Raw genomic sequence first — 17,382 nt, forward strand, 5'->3', positions numbered from 1 at the left:
TGCGCACGCTGTTTGTTGTTGGATTCTGCGCCAGGCGCGCGGCGATTGTATAGACCGGCGGGTGACGCGCCGCCCACTATACGCCCGTGGCGGCCGCCTTGCGGACGAATGGCTCAGGGCAGGCGGCAAGGGGCCGAGAAATCGGCCGACGCGGCGACCGTGTCGCGCAGCATGGCGACCAGCGGCCGGGCGTCGTCGCGCCGGTACTGGAAGGCGTAGGGCAAGGCGGCCAGTTCGGGCTCGCCGTGCAGGACGCGCAGGCTGCCTTCGGCCTGGAGCTTTTCGGCCCAATGGCTGGGCAGCAACCCCACGCCCGTGCCCTCGATCAGCAGCCCGACGATGGCGCCCCAGTTGTTGCAGCACAGGCGCTCGCCCGCGGATTCGCGTCCGCCGAGCCAGTCGTCGATGATGCGCGTGGTGCCCGCGCCTTCGGGCAGCGTGACGAGCGGCAGCCTGGCCAGCAAGGCCATCGTCATGCCGGTGTCGGCCGGTTGCAGCACCGAGGGCGCGGCGACCCAGGAGAAGTGCGCCTCGCCGATGGGCGATGACGCAATGCCGGCGCGGGAAGACCGGCCGGCGATCACGGCAAAATCCAGCTCGCCGTCCGCGACGCGCTGTTCCAGCACCTGGCCGATGTCCACGTACGGCTCCAGCACCAGCTCCGGGTAGGCCGCGCGCACGGCGCGTATCAACCCCGGCAGCCAGGTCAGCGCCGTCAGCTCGCCGACGCCGAAGCGGCAACGGCCTCGCAGACCCGGCATTTCGGTCATGGAGGCGCGGATCTGGTCGGCCGTGGCAAGCAGCCCGCGCGCTTGCGGCAGCAGGCGCTGGCCTGCGTCGGTCAGCACGGCCTTGTGGCCGCTGCGGTCAAAGAGGGGCTGGCCCAGCCCCTCTTCCAGTTCCGTGATGCGCTTGGACAGCGAAGACACCGACAGATGCAGCCGCTCGGCCGCCACGGCGAAACTGGCGCAGGTGGCGGCCCAGTAGAAGGCCTCGAGCTGCTTGAGCGTCATGGCCGCTGGCTGACGCGGTAGGCGCAGCGCCGCGCGCCGGCCAGGATGTGTTCTTCGCGGTCGACCTGCACGCCCTCGCCCAGCACCTTGCGGAAGAGTTCCAGCTCGCTGCGGCAAAAGCCCATACAGGCCTTGGCCGCGAAACAGATGGGGCAGTGGTTCTCGATGAAGACGAAATCCGCGCCGTCTTCACGCAGTTCCGCCATGTAGCCCTCGGCGCTGCGCACGTCGACCAGGCGCGCGAGCCGTGTCTTCAAGTCCGGCGCGTCCTGCATCGCCTGCTGGTAGACATTCAGCATGGCGCCTTCGCGCACCTGCACCAGCTTGTCGATGCCGTCATCGCCGAACACCTGACGCACCGCCGCGATCATCTGCACCGTCATCTCGGCGTGCGTGTCCGGGAAGCGCCCATGGCCGGCCTGGGTCAGGAACCAGATCTGGGTGGGCCGGCCGCGGCCCGCGCTTTGGCTTTCGAAGTCGACCAGCCCGTCGGCATGCAGGCGCGTCATCTGCTGGCGCACCGCCTCGGCCGTCACGTCCATGGCGCGCGCGATGACCGCGATGGATTGCGGTCCGCGCGTCTTCAGGGTCATGAGCACGCGGTCCGCAGGCTGGTGCGGTGTCGCGGCGGCCGGGTGGGACAAGCTGTCAGACATGAGAGGTATCGATGCTCCGGAAGAAGGTTCCTATGGTGCCACGGACGGCTCGCCCGGGTCAGCCGGCGCGGGGAAAACCGCCGCCACCGCAGCAGCGGGCTGGGCCTGCCATCCGCCACCCAGCGCCTTGTATAGCGCAATGAGGCGCGTGTAGGACTCGGCTTCGGCGACGGCCACGGCGTCCTGGGCGCGCAAAAGCGTACGCTGCGCGTCCAGCACGGTCAAATAAGGCGTGCTGCCTTCGCGGTAGCGCAGCCGGGCCAGTTCCGCGGCCCGTCCGCTGTGCGCGGCGGCCTGCGCCAGGCTGCCCAGGCGCTGCTGCGTCTGCCCGTACTCGGCCAGGGCCTCCTCCACCTCCTGCACCGCCCGCAGCACCGCCTGCTCGTAGCGCGCCGCCTCGCCTTCCAGACGCGCCTGGGTGCCGCGCTTGCGGGCCAGCGCCGTAGGCAGATGGAAGGCGGGCCAGCCCGCGTCGGCCGCCACGCTGAACCCGCGGCTGGCCGCCGAGCCGAAGTCCGCGCCGCGTAGCGCGACGAATCCCAGGAATCCGCCCAGGTCGATGCGCGGGTAGAGCTCGGCCGTGGCCACGCCCACGTCGGCATTGGCGGCGGCCAGGTTGCGTTCGGCGGCCAGCACGTCCGGACGCCGCGACAGCAAGGCGCCCACATCGCCGATGGGCAGCCGCGCCGTCAGCGGCGCGAGCGGCGTCGCGGCATCCAGCGCACCCAGTTCCACCGGGCGCAGGGCCGCCAGCACCGCGATCCGGTACAGCGCCAGCCGGCGCGCGGTCTCCTGCACGGGGATGCTGGCCTGCACGGTCTCCAGCTCCGCCCGCGCGCTGGCCAGGTCGCCTTCGTCGCCGCGGCCAGCCGACACCATGGCCTGGGTCACGCGCAGGCTGTCCTCTTGGCTGGCGAGGTTGGCGCGCGCCACGGCCAGCCGCTGCTCGGCGCCGCGCAGCTCGAAATAGTTGCGCGCGACCTCGGCCGCCACCACGATGCGCGCCTGCGCCAGGTCGGCCGCCTGCGCCTCGCTGCGGGCAGCCGCGCCCTCGGCCGCGCGGCGCAGCCGGCCAAACAGATCCAGCTCCCAGGTCGCGTCGAAGCCTGCGCGATAGCTTTCGGCCAGATTGCGCTGGCCGGCGACGCCGGGGTTCGCCTGCGACAGGCTGCGCGCGTAACCGCCGCCCAGGGTCACGGCGGGCAGTTTGTCCAGTTCCTTTTCGTCCAGTACCGCGCGCGATTCGGCAAGGCGCGCCTGGGCGATGCGGATATCCAGGTTGCGGGCGAGCGCCATGTCGATCAAGCGATCGAGCTGCGGGTCCTGCAATTGCTTCCACCAGTCGCGCTGGACCTGGTCGGTGGAAAAGAGCGCCTGCTCGGGGCTGGCCAGGACGACGGGCGCCGGGTTCGGCTGTTGGTAATCCGGCCCGACGGCGCAGCCGGCCAAGGCCAGGGCAGCCAGCAGCACGACGGCACTGCGGCTCAGCCGGGGATAGCGGTGCAGCTTATTCATGTTCGATTCCTCAATGCGAGGCCGCGGCGCGCGCGTCCTCGGCGTCAGCCTGCGCCAGTTCACGGGCACGCGGCGTGTCGTTGGCCGCCCGGTGATCGCGGGCAAACACGGTGTAGACGGTGGGCAGCACGAACAGCGTGAACAGCGTGCCGACCAGCAGGCCCACCACGATTACCAGCCCCAGGCTGTAGCGGCTGTGCGCGCCGGCGCCGGTGGCGAACAGCAGCGGGATCAGCCCCATGACCATGGCGGCGGTGGTCATCAGGATGGGACGCAGGCGGATGCGAGCGGCCTGCTCCATCGCGGCCCGCCGGTCCAGCCCGTGGCTGACCTGCATTTCGTTGGCAAACTCCACCATCAGGATGCCGTGTTTGCTGATCAGCCCGATGAGCGTCACCAGCCCGATCTGCGTGTAGATGTTGACGGTGGCCATGCCCAGCGCCAGCGGAATCAGCGCGCCGCAGATCGACATGGGCACGCTCACCAGGATGATGAACGGATCGCGCAGGCTTTCGTACTGCGCGGCCAGCACCAGGTAAATGACGATGATGGCGAAGATGAAGGTGATCATCAGCGCCGAGCCTTCCTGCGTGAACTGGCGCGCGTCGGACTGCCAGTCGTAGCTGAAGCCTGCCGGCAGCAATTGCGCCTCACGCGTCAGGAACCGCACCGCATCGCCCATGGTGACGCCCGGCATGGGAATGGCCTGGAACGTGGCGGCGTTCAACTGGTTGAACTGCGTGAGCTTGTTGGGCTCCACGCCCATCGACACCGACACCAGATTGGACAGCGGCACCTGCGCGCCCGAGGCGCTCTTCACGTGGTACTGCGCCAGCGCCTGCGGCGAGATGCGCTGCTCGCGCAGGCTTTGCGGAATGACGTCATACGAACGCCCGTCCATGCCGAAGCGGTTGACGTAGTTTTCGCCCACCAGCACCGCCAGCGTGTCGCCGATGGCTTTCATGGTGACGCCCAGGCTGTTCGCCTTGCTGCGGTCCACCTTCAACTGCACAACCGGATTGTTGTAGTCCAGGTCGCTGTCCACCACCATGAAAAGGCCGCTTTCGCGCGCGGCCTTCTTCAGGCTCTCCATGGCGTCATAGACCACGGCATAGTCCGACGCGCTCATCAGCACCATCTGCACGGGCAGCCCGCCGGTGGAGCCGGGCAAGGACGGCAGCTGGAACGCGAAGATGTTGCTGCCTTCCACGCCATTCGCCATCGCCTGCATGTCGGCCTGGATCTCGTCGGCCGAGCGCTTGCGGTCCTGCCAGTCCACGAAGTTCACGCCGCCGATGCTGTTGGACACGCCGTCGGAACCATTGATCAGCCAGCGTCCGTTCTGCTCGGGCAGCGTCTTCATGACGTCGTCCCACTTCTTGCCGAACTTCTCGACGTAGTCGATGTTGGCCTGCTGCGGCGACTTGATGGCGGTGAGCACCGTGGACTGGTCCTCGACCGGCGCCAGTTCCTGCTGCGCGGCGTTGTACAGGAAGGGCAGGCTGGCCAATACGGCCACGGCCAGCACGCCGGTGACCCAGCGATGATGCAGCGACACGTCCAGCACGCGGCCATAGGCATCGCCCAAGCGGCCGAAGAAGTGTTCCGCCTTGCGGGCCATCCAGCCGTCGGCCACCCGGCCGTTCAAGAGAAACGAACTCATCACCGGCGACAGCGTCAGCGCGATCACGCCCGACACCACCACCGCGCCGGCCAGCGTGAATGCGAACTCCTTGAAGAGCGAGCCGGTCAGTCCGCCCATCAGCCCGATCGGCGCATAGACCGCCGCCAGCGTGATAGTCATGGCGATCACCGGCCCCGCGACCTCGCGCGCGCCGATCAGCGCCGCTCGCACGGGCGACTTGCCCTCTTCAATATGGCGGTGCACGTTCTCGACCACGACGATGGCGTCGTCCACCACCAGGCCGATGGCCAGCACCATCGCCAGCAGCGTCAAGAGGTTCACGCTGAACCCGAACAGGGCCATGATGGCCGCGCCGCCCAGCATCGACAGCGGTATGGTCACCACCGGAATCAGCACTGCGCGCAGCGAGCCCAGACACAGGAAGATCACCGCCACCACGATGACGATGGCCTCCAGCAGCGTCTGCGTCACGCCGTCGATGGACGCGCTGATGAAGCGGGCCAGCTCGAACGGCACCTGCACGCTGGTGCCGGGCGGCAGATTCTGCTTGATGTTGGGCAACAGCTCGTTCAGGCGCTTCACGATGACCAGCGGATTGCCGACGGGCGTGGCGTTCAGGCCGAAGTACACGGCCGGTTCGCCGTCCATCAGACCGCTTGAATCCGTGGACGCCGCGCCCAGTTCCACCGTGGCCACGTCGCCCAGCCGGACAATGGCGCCGCCCTCCTGCTTGATGACGAGATCGCGGAATTCGGCCACATTGACGAGATCGGTGTTGACCTGGATGTTGGACACCACGTACAGGCCCTTTGCCTGTCCGGGCGCCGCCTGCACGTTGTTCTGGCGCAGCGCGTCGGCCAGCTCGCCGGCGGAAATGCCGCGCGCCGCCATGCGGTCCGGGTCCAGCCACACGCGCATCGCCAGCTTCTGCCCGCCGTACAGCTCGACACTTGCGACGCCGTCGATGGACGAGAGCTGCGGCTGCACCACGCGCGACAGATAGTCGGTCAGCGCGGCCAGCGACAGGTTCGTGCTGGAAAAGCCCACGTAGGCCACGGCCGTCGCCTCGCCCGCGGACTTGACCAGCACCGGATCGTAGACGTCCTGCGGCAGGCGGTACTTGACCTCGTTGACCTTGGCCATCACCTCGGTCATGGCCTTGTTGGAATCGGCGTTCAGCTTCATCCGCACGGTAATCACGCTGCGGCCCTGCGTGGACGACGACGACAGGTAATCGATGCCTTCGACCGTGGCGACGGACTGCGCGATCGGCTGGGTCACGAAGCCCTGCATCAGGTCGGGCGAGGCGCCCGGGTACTGCGTGGTGATGGTGATGGTGGTGCTTTCGGTCAGCGGGTACTGCCGGACGGGCAGCCCGCTCAGCGCCTTGACGCCCAGCAGCAGGATGAGCGTGCTGACCACCAGCGCCAGCACGGGGCGGCGCACGAAAAGATCGGTGAACTTCATGGGAGCCTCCGTGCCTTACCGGGCTTGCGCCACGGTCTGCCCCGGCGCGGTCAGCGCCACGGTGTCGTCCGGCAGGATCTCGACGGCCGCGCCGTTATGCAGCCTCAGTTGGCCCGACGTGACGACCTGGTCGCCGGCCTTGAGCCCTTCGGTCACCACCACGCGGCCCCGCAGGCGTTCGCCCGTCTTCACATAGGCCTGGCGGACGGTGGGTGCCGCGCCGGCCGTGCCGGATTCCGGCGCGGCCACGACATAGACCGAATCGCCATAGGCGCTGTAGCTCACGGCCGTCTCCGGCACGGTGATGACGTTCGGGCGGTCGGGCAGGCTGATCCTGCCCTGCGCATACATGCCGGCGGACAGCGCGCCGTCCGGATTGGCCAGCAACGCCTGCACGCGGACCGTGCGCGTGCCCGGGTCGACCTGCGGTTCCACGGTGGTGACCTTGCCCTGGAAGACACGGCCGGCGTGGGCGTCCACCGTCACGGCCACCGGCTGGCCCACGCGCAGCGTGCCCAGCGCCTGCTCGGGCAGCGTGAGATTGGCGAACATGGAGGACGCATCCGTCAGCGACACCAGCGGATCGCCGGCGCGGGCAAACTGGCCCAGGTTCACGCGGCGCACGCCCAGCACCCCATCGAATGGCGCCTTGATGCGCTTCTGGTCGATCAGCGCCTGCACGCGCCGCACATCGGCGGCGGCCTGCTCATGATCGGCCTGCGCCTGATCGAGCTGTTCGCGCGTTGCGGCCTGCAGCGGCACCAGCCGGCGCGTGCGGTCCAGCAAGGCCCGCGCGTTGCGCGCCTGCGCTTGCAGCCGCGCCAGCTCGCCCTGCTCGGGCGCGTCATTCAACTGCACGAGCAACTGCCCGGCCTTCACGGACTCGCCCGGCGTGAACAGGATCTGCGCGACACGACCGTCCACCTCTGCGGGCACCAGCACCTGGCGCGTGGCTTCCAGCGAGCCGATGCCGGCCAGGACGACCGGAAAATCCGCCTGCACTGCGGCGGCCACGGCGACCTTGGCGGGCGGCATCGACCATCCGCCGCCCTGCGTTGCCGCTTTGGATTTCCAGTACATCGCCCCGCCGGCCACCGCCGCCACGGCCAGGGCGACAACCGCCCATGCTCCTGCCTTCGCCTTCATTTTTCGCTCACTTTTTATTTAAACAAGAATTTGCTTGGATAATCCACGAATCGGGGGGATTCGTCAAAGCAGCGAAAGCAATGAAGGGGATAGCGGCGGCCTATGGGCGAAAAAAAGGCCACGCGATGCGCGTGGCCTAAGGGGAAAAACGGAACGGGTGGATCAGCGCAATCGGCTCAACCGCGAACCATGTGCAGGTAATGACGATGCCGCTCGTATTGATCCAGGATGTCACCGATCACCGCGTCGCGGCTCCAACCCATGATGTCGTAGTCCTGGCCGCCTTCGCGCAGATGGACCTCGGCGCGGAAATACTTGCGCTCGTCTTCGTCGGCCGCCTCGTCTGGCGTCAGGCTGGGCCGCACGAAGGCCTGCGGCTGGACGGCGTAGGAAAAGTCCAGATGTTCGCCGTGCGAGACTTCCAGGATCGCGCCGCCGTCAACTTCGTCTTCGCGCACCTCAACCGCGTAGCCCTGCTTGCGCAATTCATCGGCCACGTCTTCCAGGGCCGGCCGCACCACGTCCGAGATGAAGCGCAGCACGTGGGCGCGGCGCGGCATCATGACCATGTTGCGCAGGCGGCGTTCCCAGGACTGGCCGCCGCGCGCCGGCCGGGAAAGCGTGAGCGACTGGTAGCGGATGCCCCGCTTGGTCGCGTCAAGCTTGAGCGCCTTGAACAGCCCCCATAGCGACAGCAGCAGGATGATCGAGAACGGCAGCGCGCTGGCGATGGTGGCGGTCTGCAGCGCGGTCAGGCCGTCGGCCAGCAGCAGCGCAATCGCCACCGCCCCCATGGACAGCGACCAGAAGATCCGCTGCCACACCGGCGTGCGGTCCGCGCCGCCCGAGGCCAGCAGGTCCACGACCAGCGCTCCGGAGTCGGCGGACGTGACGAAGAACACGGCCACCATTGCGATGGCAAAGACCGATATCACGCTGCTCCAGGGCAATAACTCAAGAAATGCGAAGAGCGCCAGCGAACTGTCCTTATCCACCGCCTGCGCCAGGCCCTGGTCGCCGCCAACCAGTATGTAATAGATGGCCGTGTCGCCAAACACCGTCATCCAGAACAGCGTGAAGCCGGCTGGGACCAGCAGCACGCCGCAGACGAACTCACGGATGGTGCGGCCGCGCGAGATGCGGGCGATGAACAGCCCCACGAAGGGCGACCACGCGATCCACCAGCCCCAATAGAACAGCGTCCAGCCGCCCAGCCAATCGGTCGGTTCGTAGGCGTACAGGTTGAAGGTCTTGTTGACGATGTCGGACAGGTAGGCGCCGGTGTTCTGCACAAAGGTCTGGAACAGGAACACCGTGGGGCCGGCAATCAGCACGAACAGCAGCAGGATCACGGCCAGCACCATGTTGGCTTCCGACAGGATGCGGATGCCCTTGTCCAGCCCGCTGGCCACCGACATCGTCGCCAGGCTGCAGGTGATGACGATCAGGATGATCTGCGGCACCACGCCGACCGGAATGCCGAACAGGTGATTCAGCCCGCTATTCATCTGCGCCACGCCCAGGCCCAGCGACGTCGCGACGCCCAGCACGGTGCCAATGATGGCGAAGATGTCCACCGCATGGCCGATCGGGCCATGGATGCGGTTGCCAATCAGCGGATACAGCGCGGACCGCAGGGTCAGCGGCAGTCCGTGACGGAAACTGAAGAATGCGAGCGTTAACGCCACCGCCGCGTAGATCGCCCAGGCGTGCAGGCCCCAATGGAAGAAGGTGATCTTCATGGACTCGCGCGCCGCCTCGACCGTGCCGCCCTCGCCCACCGGTGGCGACACGAAGTGCATGACGGGCTCGGCCACGCCGAAGAACATCAGCCCGATGCCCATGCCGGCGGAGAACAGCATGGCGAACCAGGTGAAATTTCGGTAATCGGGCTCGCTGTGGTCCGGGCCCAGCTTGATGTCGCCGTACCGGCTGATGGCCAGGAACGCGACCGAGAGCAGAATGATCGCGACGACCAGGATGTAGAACCAGCTGGCGTTGCTGATGATCCAGGCCTGCATCGCGCCGAAGAGGTCCTGCGCCGCCTTGGGCGCAATGATGGCGAAGGCGACGAGCAGCACGGTGAATAGGGCTGCGGAAAAGAAGACGGGCCGATGGATGGTTGTGCCGGGTCGGGATTCCGAAGTCATGGATGCACTCCTTGCGCCCGAGGGTCGCGGAACATGGCGCTGGCCCCCTCAGCACGACCGGTGCACCGCCGGTATTACTATCACGGGCGCACCCAAGCTGACAATCACCTGAGTCAGGAATCGGAAGTTTTCAGATCGGCGCCGCGGTCTTATTCGGGCTTTGCGTCGCCGAAGACCACGCGGCGGAAGAACCCGGCCAGCACGGCCTCGGTCATCTCGGGCGTGACGGCCTGGGGATCGAAGGCATAGCTGAACTGCATGCCGTCGGACAGAGCCAGGAGGCCCAGCGCAAGCTGCTCGGCCGGCAGCGGCAGCGGTGTGCCGACGAGAGCCGAAAACTGGCGGATGTATTCGGTGGTGGCGGCGCGCAGTTCGCGCAGACAGGCGATGAACCCCACGCGGAAGTCCGGATCGCGCGCGGCCTGCAGCTTGCCTTCCATCCACAGCAGGAAACAGTCGTTTTCGCGATAGTGCGTGCTGTAGTAATCGAGCACGCGCGCTTCCATCTGTTGCCGGGTCTCGCCGGCTTCGAAGATGGCGCGCATGTCGGCCATGACGTTTTCATGGTCGCGCTTGAGCAGTTGCAGAAACAGTTCGGACTTGCTGCCGAAGTTGCTGTAGAACGCCCCGCGCGTATAGCCCGCCTGCTCGGCGATGTCTTCGACGCTGGCCGCCACGAAACCCTTGGACAGAAAAATCGACTGGGCAGCGTCGAGCAGGCGCTGACGCGTCTGGTCACGGCTCTGCTCTCGGGTTAGGCGGACTTTTGACATGGGCGGAGTTTAGCATCGGCGACGGTTTCAGATTCAACATTGAATCCGGATACATGACTGTATTAGAATCCAGTCCGTATCGAGTCCGACTCGCCCTTTTCCTGCCCTTTTCCGCGCCGCGAGGTGTTTCGTGAATTGTCTTGGCCCGGCCGTGCGTTCCACCGCGCGCCACGCCGCTGCGGATGCAGCGCCGCTACCTCCCGTTTCCCTGCCCCACCGCCTGACACGCCTGATGGCAATGTCTGCCGTGCTTGCCCTGGCTGCCGCCGTGGCCGGCTGCGGCCGCGAGGAGGCGCCCGCCCCGGCGCCGCGTCCCGTGGTCGCCATGCCCGCGCAGGCGGACGAAGCCCTGCCCGCCTGGACATTGCCCGGCGAAGTCCAGGCCCGCTACAGCACGCCGCTGTCGTTCCGCGTGGGCGGCAAGATCATCGAACGCAAGGTGCGGCTGGGCGACACCGTCGCGCCCGGCCAGGTCCTCGCCAAGCTGGATCCGGCCGACGCGGCCAAGAACGCCGCGGCGGCGCGCGCGTCGCTGTCCGCGGCGCAGCACCAGCTGGACTACGCGCGGCAGCAGTTGGACCGCGACCGCGCCCAGGCACGTGAAAACCTGATTGCCGCGACGCAGCTTGAACAAACCCGCAACGCCTATGCCTCCGCGCTTGCGCAGCGGGACCAGGCCGCGCAGCAGGCGGCGCTGGCGGCCGACCAGCTCAACTACACCACCCTCACGGCCGACCACGCTGGCGTGATCACGGCAGAACAGGCCGACACCGGACAGAACGTGGCGGCGGGCACCCCGGTCTACCAACTGGCCTGGTCGGGCGACATCGACGCACTGTGCGACGTGCCCGAAAGCGTGCTGGCGGGATTGGCGATCGGCCAACGCGCCAGCGTCACGCTGGGTCCGTTGCCCGGCCAGACCTTCACGGCAGTGCTGCGCGAGATTGCGCCGGCCGCCGATCCGCAAAGCCGCACCTACCGCGCCAAGCTCACGCTGGAATCGCCCTCGCCCGACGTCCGGCTGGGCATGACGGCCAACATCAGCTTCGACAACCGCTCGGCCAACGGGCAGACCACCTTTACCGTGCCGGCCACCGCCCTGTTCCATGAAGGCCGGGAGCCCGCGGTGTGGATCGTCAAGCCCGATGCCGACACGCTGGAACTGCGCCGCGTGCAGGTGCTTCGATACGACGCGCGCACCGTCACGCTGTCGCAAGGCCTGCAGGCCGGCGAGCGCGTGGTGTGGCAAGGCGTGCATACGGTGTCGGCGGGCGAGAAGGTGCGCCCGGTGCCGCCGCTGCATCCCGAGGACTTCGCGTCATGAGCGCCCCCGGCCAGGAAGGGGGCAAGCAAGCCGGCCAGGACGCCCACCGCCACGAGGAAGGCCGGTTCAACCTGTCGGCCTGGGCGCTGCGGCATCAGCCGCTGGTGATCTTCATCATCACGCTCGTCACGCTGTTCGGCGTGCTGTCGTATTCGCGGCTGGCGCAGTCCGAAGACCCGCCCTTCACCTTCCGTGTCATGGTGATCCAGACCCTGTGGCCGGGCGCCACCGCGCAGCAGGTGCAGGAGCAGGTCACCGACCGCATCGCCAAGAAACTCCAGGAAACCGCCAATACGGACTTCCTGCGCAGCTACTCGCGGCCCGGCGAATCGCTGATCTTCTACACGATGAAGGACTCGGCCCCCGCCAACACGGTGGCCGACCAGTGGTACCAGGTGCGCAAGAAGGTGGGCGACATGCGGGCCACGCTGCCGCAAGGGGTGCAGGGCCCTTTCTTCAATGACGAGTTCGGCGACGTCTACACCAACATCTACACCTTGCAGGGCGACGGCTTTTCGCCGGCGCAGCTGCACGACTACGCGGACAAGCTGCGCACGGTGCTGCTGCGCGTGCCCGGCGTGGCCAAGGTGGATTACTTCGGGGATCAGCCCGAACACATCTACATCGAGATCACGAACACGCAGCTCACCCGGCTGGGCGTGTCGCCGCAACAGATCGCGCAGGCCATCAACAGCCAGAACGCCGTGCAGGGCGCGGGCACGCTGACCACGGCCGACGACCGCATCTTCGTGCGGCCTTCTGGGCAGTTTCCCAACAGCCGGGCGCTGGCGGACACGCTGATCCGCGTGAACGACAAGTCGATCCGGCTGGGCGACATCGCCACCATTCATCGCGGCTATGACGATCCGCCCGCGCAGCAGATGCGGTTCAGCGGAGAAACGGTGCTGGGCATCGGCATCACCATGCAGCCGAATCAGGACGTGGTGCGCCTGGGCAAGTCGCTGGACGCGAAGTTCAAGGAAATGCAGGCCCAACTGCCTGCGGGCCTCACGCTGAAGGAAGTCTCCAGCATGCCCACGGCGGTGTCGCATTCGGTTGACGAATTCCTGCGCTCCGTCGCGGAAGCCGTGGCGATCGTGCTGGCCGTGAGCCTGGTGTCGCTGGGCTTGCGCACGGGCATGGTGGTGGTGATTTCCATCCCCGTGGTGCTGGCCATCACGGCGCTGTTCATGGAGATGTTCGGCATCGGCCTGCACAAGGTGTCGCTGGGCACGCTGGTGCTGGCGCTGGGCCTGCTCGTGGACGACGCCATCATTGCGGTCGAGATGATGTCGGTGAAGCTGGAACAAGGCTGGAACCGCACACGCGCCGCCGCGTTCGCCTACACCAGCACCGCGTTTCCGATGCTGACCGGCACGCTGGTCACCGTGGCGGGCTTTCTGCCGATTGCGCTGGCCAAGTCCGCCACGGGCGAATACACGCGCTCGATCTTCCAGGTGTCCGCCATTGCGCTGATCACCTCGTGGTTCGCGGCCGTGGTGCTGATTCCGTTGCTGGGCTACCGCCTCTTGCCCGAGCGCAAGCGCGAGGCGCATCTGCCGCACGACCACGAACACGACATCTACAACACACGCTTCTACCAGCGCCTGCGCGGCTGGGTGGCGTGGTGCGTGGACCGCCGCTTTCTGGTGCTGACCGGCACGGTAATTGTTTTTGCCGTGGCCATGGCGGGCTTCAAGTTCGTGCCGCAGCAGTTCTTTCCGAGCTCGGACCGCAGCGAGCTGCTGGTCGACGTGCGGCTGCAGGAAGGCGCGTCGTTTGCGGCGACGCTGCGCCAGGTCGAGCGTCTGGAAAAGGCGATCGAGGGCCGGCCCGAAATCGCGCATTCGGTCAGCTTTGTGGGCACGGGCGCCCCGCGCTTCTACCTGCCGCTGGACCAGCAGTTGGCGACGCCCAACTTCGCCCAGCTCGTCATCACGACACATTCGGTGGAAGATCGCGAAAAGCTTGCGCAGTGGATGGAGCCGATGCTGCGCAGCGACTTCCCCGCCATCCGCAGCCGCCTGTCGCGGCTGGAGAACGGACCGCCGGTCGGCTATCAGGTGCAGTTCCGCGTCAGCGGCGACAAGATCCCGGACGTGCGAGCGGTGGCCGAGAAGGTGGCCGCCGAAGTCCGCGCCGACACACGTTCGGCCAACGTGCAGTTCGACTGGGACGAGCCTTCCGAGCGCTCGGTCCGCTTCGAAGTCGACCAGCAGAAGGCGCGCGAACTGGGCATCAGCTCCAGCGACATCTCGGACTTCCTGGCGATGACGCTGTCGGGCTACACCGTGACGCAGTACCGCGAACGCGACAAGCTCATCAACGTCAGCCTGCGCGCCCCGCGCGAAGAGCGCGTCGACCCCGCCCGCCTTGCCACGCTGGCAATGCCCACGGCGAACGGTCCCGTGCCGCTGGGCAGCATCGGCCAGGTGAAGTACGACCTGGAGTACGGCGTCATCTGGGAACGCGACCGCCAACCCACGATCACCGTCCAGGCCGACGTGATCGGCGGCGCGCAAGGCATCGACGTCACGCGCGCCATCGACAAGAAGCTGGACACGCTGCGCGCCGAGCTGCCGGTCGGTTTCCGCATCGAAGTCGGCGGCCCGGTGGAGGAAAGCGCCAAGGGCCAGACGTCCATCAACGCGCAGATGCCGCTGATGGCGGTGGCCGTGCTGACGCTGCTGATGGTGCAGCTGCAAAGCTTCGCCCGCGTGCTGATGGTGGTGCTGACCGCGCCGCTGGGGCTGATCGGCGTGGTGGCCGCCCTGCTGCTGTTCGGCAAGCCCTTCGGTTTTGTCGCGATGCTGGGCGTGATTGCCATGTTCGGCATCATCATGCGCAACTCGGTCATCCTGGTGGATCAGATCGATCAGGACATCAGCGCGGGCCACAAACGCGTGGACGCCATCGTCGGCGCGACGGTCCGGCGCTTCCGGCCGATCACGCTGACGGCGGCTGCCGCCGTGCTGGCGCTGATTCCGCTGTTGCGCAGCAACTTCTTCGGCCCCATGGCGACGGCCCTGATGGGCGGCATCACCAGCGCCACGGTGCTGACGCTGTTCTTCCTGCCGGCCCTGTATGCCGCGTGGTTCCGCGTGAAGCACGACGAGCGCGACGAACCTGAAGGCGTGCCGCCCGGCGCCAACGCGGGCGACACGGTGGAACGAGGAGCCTGACGATGCAACATTCCATCCCTTCCGTCTGCCTGCGATTTGCCGCGCTGCCGCTGGTGCTGGCGCTGGGCGCCTGCGCTTTTGCGCCGGACAGCAGGCCGCCCGCGATGGCCGAACCCGCGCAATACGGGGTCGAGGCCGCCCCTGCCGCCGGCGCCGCCGCGCAGGGCGTGGCGCAACGCTTCGAACGCGGCGCGCACCCGGTCCCGCAATGGTGGACGCGTTACCAGTCCGACGCGCTGAATGCGCTGGTCGAAGAAGGCCTGGCCAACAGCCCGGACCTGGCCGCCGCCGAACGCAATCTGGCCGGTGCGCGCGAGCAATTGCGCGGACAGGTCAATTCGTCGCTGCTGCCCACGGTGGACGCGGGCGTCAGCGCCACGCGCAACCGTGCGCTGACGATGCCCAACCTGCCGCAGCCCACTGCGCTCTTCAATGTCTTCACAGGTCAGGTGCAGGCCAGCTACAACCTGGACCTCTTTGGCGCGGCGCGCTTTGCCAACACGTCGCTCGCCGCGCAGGTGGAACAGCAGGCCTATCAGCTGGAAGCCGCGCGGCGTTCGCTGGCGGCCAACATCGTCACGGGTGCGATCACCTCGGCCTCGCTGGCCGAACAGGTGGCGCTGACGGAAAAGCAGGTGGTGCTGTTGCGGCAGGTCGCGCGCGATACGCTGCGCCGGTACGAACTGGGCGCGGCGTCGCAGAACGACGCGCTGGACGCGGATCAGGATGCCGCCACGCTGGAGGCATCGCTGCCCGGCCTGCGCGCGCGGTGGCATGCGACGCGTCACGCGCTGGCCGTGCTGCTGGGCCGCAGTCCCGATCAGGCGCCGCCGGATCTGGCTTTCAGCACGATCGCCGTGCCCGATACGGTGCCGGTGGTGGTGCCGTCGGAACTCCTGGCTTCCCGCCCGGACGTGCTGGTTGCCGAGGCGGCGCTGGTGGCCGCAGCCGCCGACGTAGGCCTGGCCACCGCGCAGCTCTTTCCGAGCCTGTCGCTGACGGCCTCCATGGGCAAGGGCGGGTTTGCGTGGGCGGATGCCTTGTCGGGCGCCGGCTCCATCTGGGCCATCGGCGCGTCGCTGACGCAGCCGATCTTCCACGGCGGGCAGTTGCTTGCCGAGCGCAGCGCCGCCAAGGCGCGTTATGAGGCTGCCGTGTTGCAGTACAAGCAAACCGTGCTGACCGCATTCCGCGACGTGGCCGACACGCTGTCACGTCTGGATGCCGGCGGTCAGGCGCTGGCATCAGCCGAAGCCTCGCGGCGCTCGGCGGAGCTGTCCTATCAGAACACGGCCAAGCGCGTTCGGCTGGGTGCGCTGGCGCCTTACACCCAGTACGCGTCCGAACAGCATTACGTGGCGGCGCGCCTGCGAGAACTGGAATACGCCAACGCCCGCATGACGGAAACGGCGGCGTTGTTTCAGGCGATGGGCTCGCCGGCCAGCGCCGCGCTGCAGCAGTAGCGGTAGCCGTAGCGGTAGCCGTAGCGGTACGCCAGGGCCTTTTCGGCGTGGCGGTCTTCCGGGCGCCCCCCGTTGCCCGGTCACCCCCGCCTGCCCGGCGCGCCGGGCCCCGCTGCCTGTCAGCCCTTCTTGAACAGGCGCTTGACGAGGCTGACCACGCCCAGCACCACCGCGCCGGCGACGATGCCGAACAAGGCATTGAGCAGCGTGGACACCAGCGCGTGAACGACGCCGCCCCCGCCAACCGCCGCAGCGGCGTGTTCGACGGCCGCATGCACCGGCGGGATGCCGTGGGTCAGGATGGCGCCGCCGACCATGAACATCGCGGCCGTGCCCACCACCGACAACGTCTTCATCAGATAAGGCGCCGCGGCCACGATGCGCTCGCCCATCCAGGCCAGCGCGCGCGACGATTTCTGGCTGAGATACAGGCCCAGGTCATCCAGCTTGACGATGCCGGCAACCAGGCCGTAGACGCCCACCGTCATCCCGATGGCAATGATGGACAGCACTGCGACCTGCCGCGTGAAGTCGGCGCCGGCCACGGCCCCCAGGCTGATGACGATGATTTCCGCCGACAGGATGAAGTCGGTGCGCACCGCGCCTTTGATCTTGGTCTTTTCGAACGCCACCATGTCGACCGACTGGTTCTGCAGCGCCTCGGCGCGCGCGGCGTGGTGGCCTTCGGGGGATTCGCCGTGAGACAGGTACTTGTGCGCCAGTTTCTCGACGCCCTCGTAGCAGAGGAACGCGCCGCCCAGCATCAGGAGCGGCGTGATGGCCCAGGGCGCGAATGCGCTGATGAGCAGCGCCGCGGGCACGAGGATCAGCTTGTTGATGAAGGAGCCCTTGGCCACCGCCCAGACCACGGGAAGCTCGCGGTTGACCGGCACGCCGCTGACCTGCTGGGCATTGAGCGCCAGGTCGTCGCCCAGCACGCCCGCCGTCTTCTTGGCAGCCACCTTCGTCATGACGGAAACGTCATCCAGGATGGTGGCGATATCGTCGAACAACGCGAAGAAACTGCTTCCGGCCATCAAGAACCCCT

11 protein-coding genes are annotated in these 17,382 nt (G+C 67.6%); 3 read left to right on the top strand and 8 right to left on the bottom strand.

Going from position 1 to position 17,382, the window contains the following annotated elements; genetic code table 11:
- Positions 1 to 113: 113 nt before the first annotated feature.
- The 7 genes from HV681_RS10485 to HV681_RS10515 all read right to left on the bottom strand — a co-directional run bounded on the left by HV681_RS10485 (position 114) and on the right by HV681_RS10515 (position 10,365).
- Entirely contained in the window at positions 114 to 1,013 is a 900-nt protein-coding gene (locus HV681_RS10485; protein WP_175123026.1) for a LysR family transcriptional regulator, read from the bottom strand.
- Entirely contained in the window at positions 1,010 to 1,669 is a 660-nt protein-coding gene (locus HV681_RS10490) for a helix-turn-helix transcriptional regulator (RefSeq protein ID WP_175123027.1), read from the bottom strand. Before HV681_RS10490 ends, HV681_RS10485 begins: the two co-directional genes overlap by 4 nt.
- Before the next feature lie 30 nt (positions 1,670 to 1,699).
- The gene (locus HV681_RS10495; RefSeq protein ID WP_175123028.1) at positions 1,700 to 3,184 is read right to left on the bottom strand and encodes an efflux transporter outer membrane subunit; all 1,485 of its coding nucleotides are present in this window, start codon (positions 3,182 to 3,184) and stop codon (positions 1,700 to 1,702) included.
- Between the two features lie 10 nt (positions 3,185 to 3,194).
- On the bottom strand, positions 3,195 to 6,296 hold the full coding sequence (locus tag HV681_RS10500; RefSeq protein ID WP_175123029.1) for a MexW/MexI family multidrug efflux RND transporter permease subunit: 3,102 nt from the start codon (positions 6,294 to 6,296) through the stop codon (positions 3,195 to 3,197).
- A 15-nt stretch (positions 6,297 to 6,311) separates the two neighbouring features.
- Positions 6,312 to 7,442 carry an efflux RND transporter periplasmic adaptor subunit gene (locus tag HV681_RS10505; protein WP_175123030.1) on the bottom strand — a complete coding sequence of 377 codons (1,131 nt, stop codon included), beginning with the start codon at positions 7,440 to 7,442 and terminating at the stop codon, positions 6,312 to 6,314.
- Between the two features lie 176 nt (positions 7,443 to 7,618).
- Positions 7,619 to 9,592: a BCCT family transporter gene (locus HV681_RS10510; protein ID WP_175123031.1), complete on the bottom strand. Its 1,974-nt coding sequence runs from the start codon at positions 9,590 to 9,592 to the stop codon at positions 7,619 to 7,621.
- Positions 9,593 to 9,741: 149 nt separating this feature from the next.
- Positions 9,742 to 10,365 (bottom strand): TetR/AcrR family transcriptional regulator, encoded by a 624-nt coding sequence (locus tag HV681_RS10515; RefSeq protein WP_175123032.1) that lies wholly within the window; start codon positions 10,363 to 10,365, stop codon positions 9,742 to 9,744.
- 232 nt (positions 10,366 to 10,597) lie between these two features.
- Between HV681_RS10515 and HV681_RS10520 the strand changes: the two genes are divergently transcribed.
- From HV681_RS10520 to HV681_RS10530, 3 genes are read left to right on the top strand one after another with little or no spacing between them, the layout of a single operon-like run.
- A complete protein-coding gene (locus HV681_RS10520; protein WP_175123033.1) occupies positions 10,598 to 11,689 on the top strand; it encodes an efflux RND transporter periplasmic adaptor subunit in 1,092 nt (363 codons plus the stop codon).
- Positions 11,686 to 14,871: an efflux RND transporter permease subunit gene (locus HV681_RS10525; RefSeq protein ID WP_175123034.1), complete on the top strand. Its 3,186-nt coding sequence runs from the start codon at positions 11,686 to 11,688 to the stop codon at positions 14,869 to 14,871. Before HV681_RS10520 ends, HV681_RS10525 begins: the two co-directional genes overlap by 4 nt.
- A 2-nt stretch (positions 14,872 to 14,873) precedes the next feature.
- Positions 14,874 to 16,334, top strand: a complete 1,461-nt coding sequence (locus HV681_RS10530) for an efflux transporter outer membrane subunit (RefSeq protein WP_175123035.1) — start codon at positions 14,874 to 14,876, stop codon at positions 16,332 to 16,334.
- A gap of 119 nt (positions 16,335 to 16,453) precedes the next feature.
- On the opposite strand, the gene HV681_RS10535 is transcribed toward HV681_RS10530, so the two are convergent.
- Positions 16,454 to 17,371 (bottom strand): DUF808 domain-containing protein, encoded by a 918-nt coding sequence (locus HV681_RS10535; protein ID WP_175123036.1) that lies wholly within the window; start codon positions 17,369 to 17,371, stop codon positions 16,454 to 16,456.
- Positions 17,372 to 17,382: the final 11 nt, after the last annotated feature.

The sequence above is a fragment of the Achromobacter animicus genome, from assembly GCF_902859585.1.
In the GTDB taxonomy this organism is placed as follows: Bacteria; Pseudomonadota; Gammaproteobacteria; order Burkholderiales; family Burkholderiaceae_B; genus Achromobacter; species Achromobacter animicus.

Excerpts from the sequence above, each read along its gene's own strand:
- HV681_RS10495 (WP_175123028.1), bottom strand. The coding sequence starts at position 3,184 with ATGAATAAGCTGCACCGCTATCCCCGGCTGAGCCGCAGTGCCGTCGTG.
- HV681_RS10485 (WP_175123026.1), bottom strand. The coding sequence starts at position 1,013 with ATGACGCTCAAGCAGCTCGAGGCCTTCTACTGGGCCGCCACCTGCGCC.
- HV681_RS10520 (WP_175123033.1), top strand. The coding sequence starts at position 10,598 with ATGGCAATGTCTGCCGTGCTTGCCCTGGCTGCCGCCGTGGCCGGCTGC.
- HV681_RS10530 (WP_175123035.1), top strand. The coding sequence starts at position 14,874 with ATGCAACATTCCATCCCTTCCGTCTGCCTGCGATTTGCCGCGCTGCCG.
- HV681_RS10490 (WP_175123027.1), bottom strand. The coding sequence starts at position 1,669 with ATGTCTGACAGCTTGTCCCACCCGGCCGCCGCGACACCGCACCAGCCT.
- HV681_RS10500 (WP_175123029.1), bottom strand. The coding sequence starts at position 6,296 with ATGAAGTTCACCGATCTTTTCGTGCGCCGCCCCGTGCTGGCGCTGGTG.
- HV681_RS10505 (WP_175123030.1), bottom strand. The coding sequence starts at position 7,442 with ATGAAGGCGAAGGCAGGAGCATGGGCGGTTGTCGCCCTGGCCGTGGCG.
- HV681_RS10525 (WP_175123034.1), top strand. The coding sequence starts at position 11,686 with ATGAGCGCCCCCGGCCAGGAAGGGGGCAAGCAAGCCGGCCAGGACGCC.
- HV681_RS10535 (WP_175123036.1), bottom strand. The coding sequence starts at position 17,371 with ATGGCCGGAAGCAGTTTCTTCGCGTTGTTCGACGATATCGCCACCATC.
- HV681_RS10515 (WP_175123032.1), bottom strand. The coding sequence starts at position 10,365 with ATGTCAAAAGTCCGCCTAACCCGAGAGCAGAGCCGTGACCAGACGCGT.
- HV681_RS10510 (WP_175123031.1), bottom strand. The coding sequence starts at position 9,592 with ATGACTTCGGAATCCCGACCCGGCACAACCATCCATCGGCCCGTCTTC.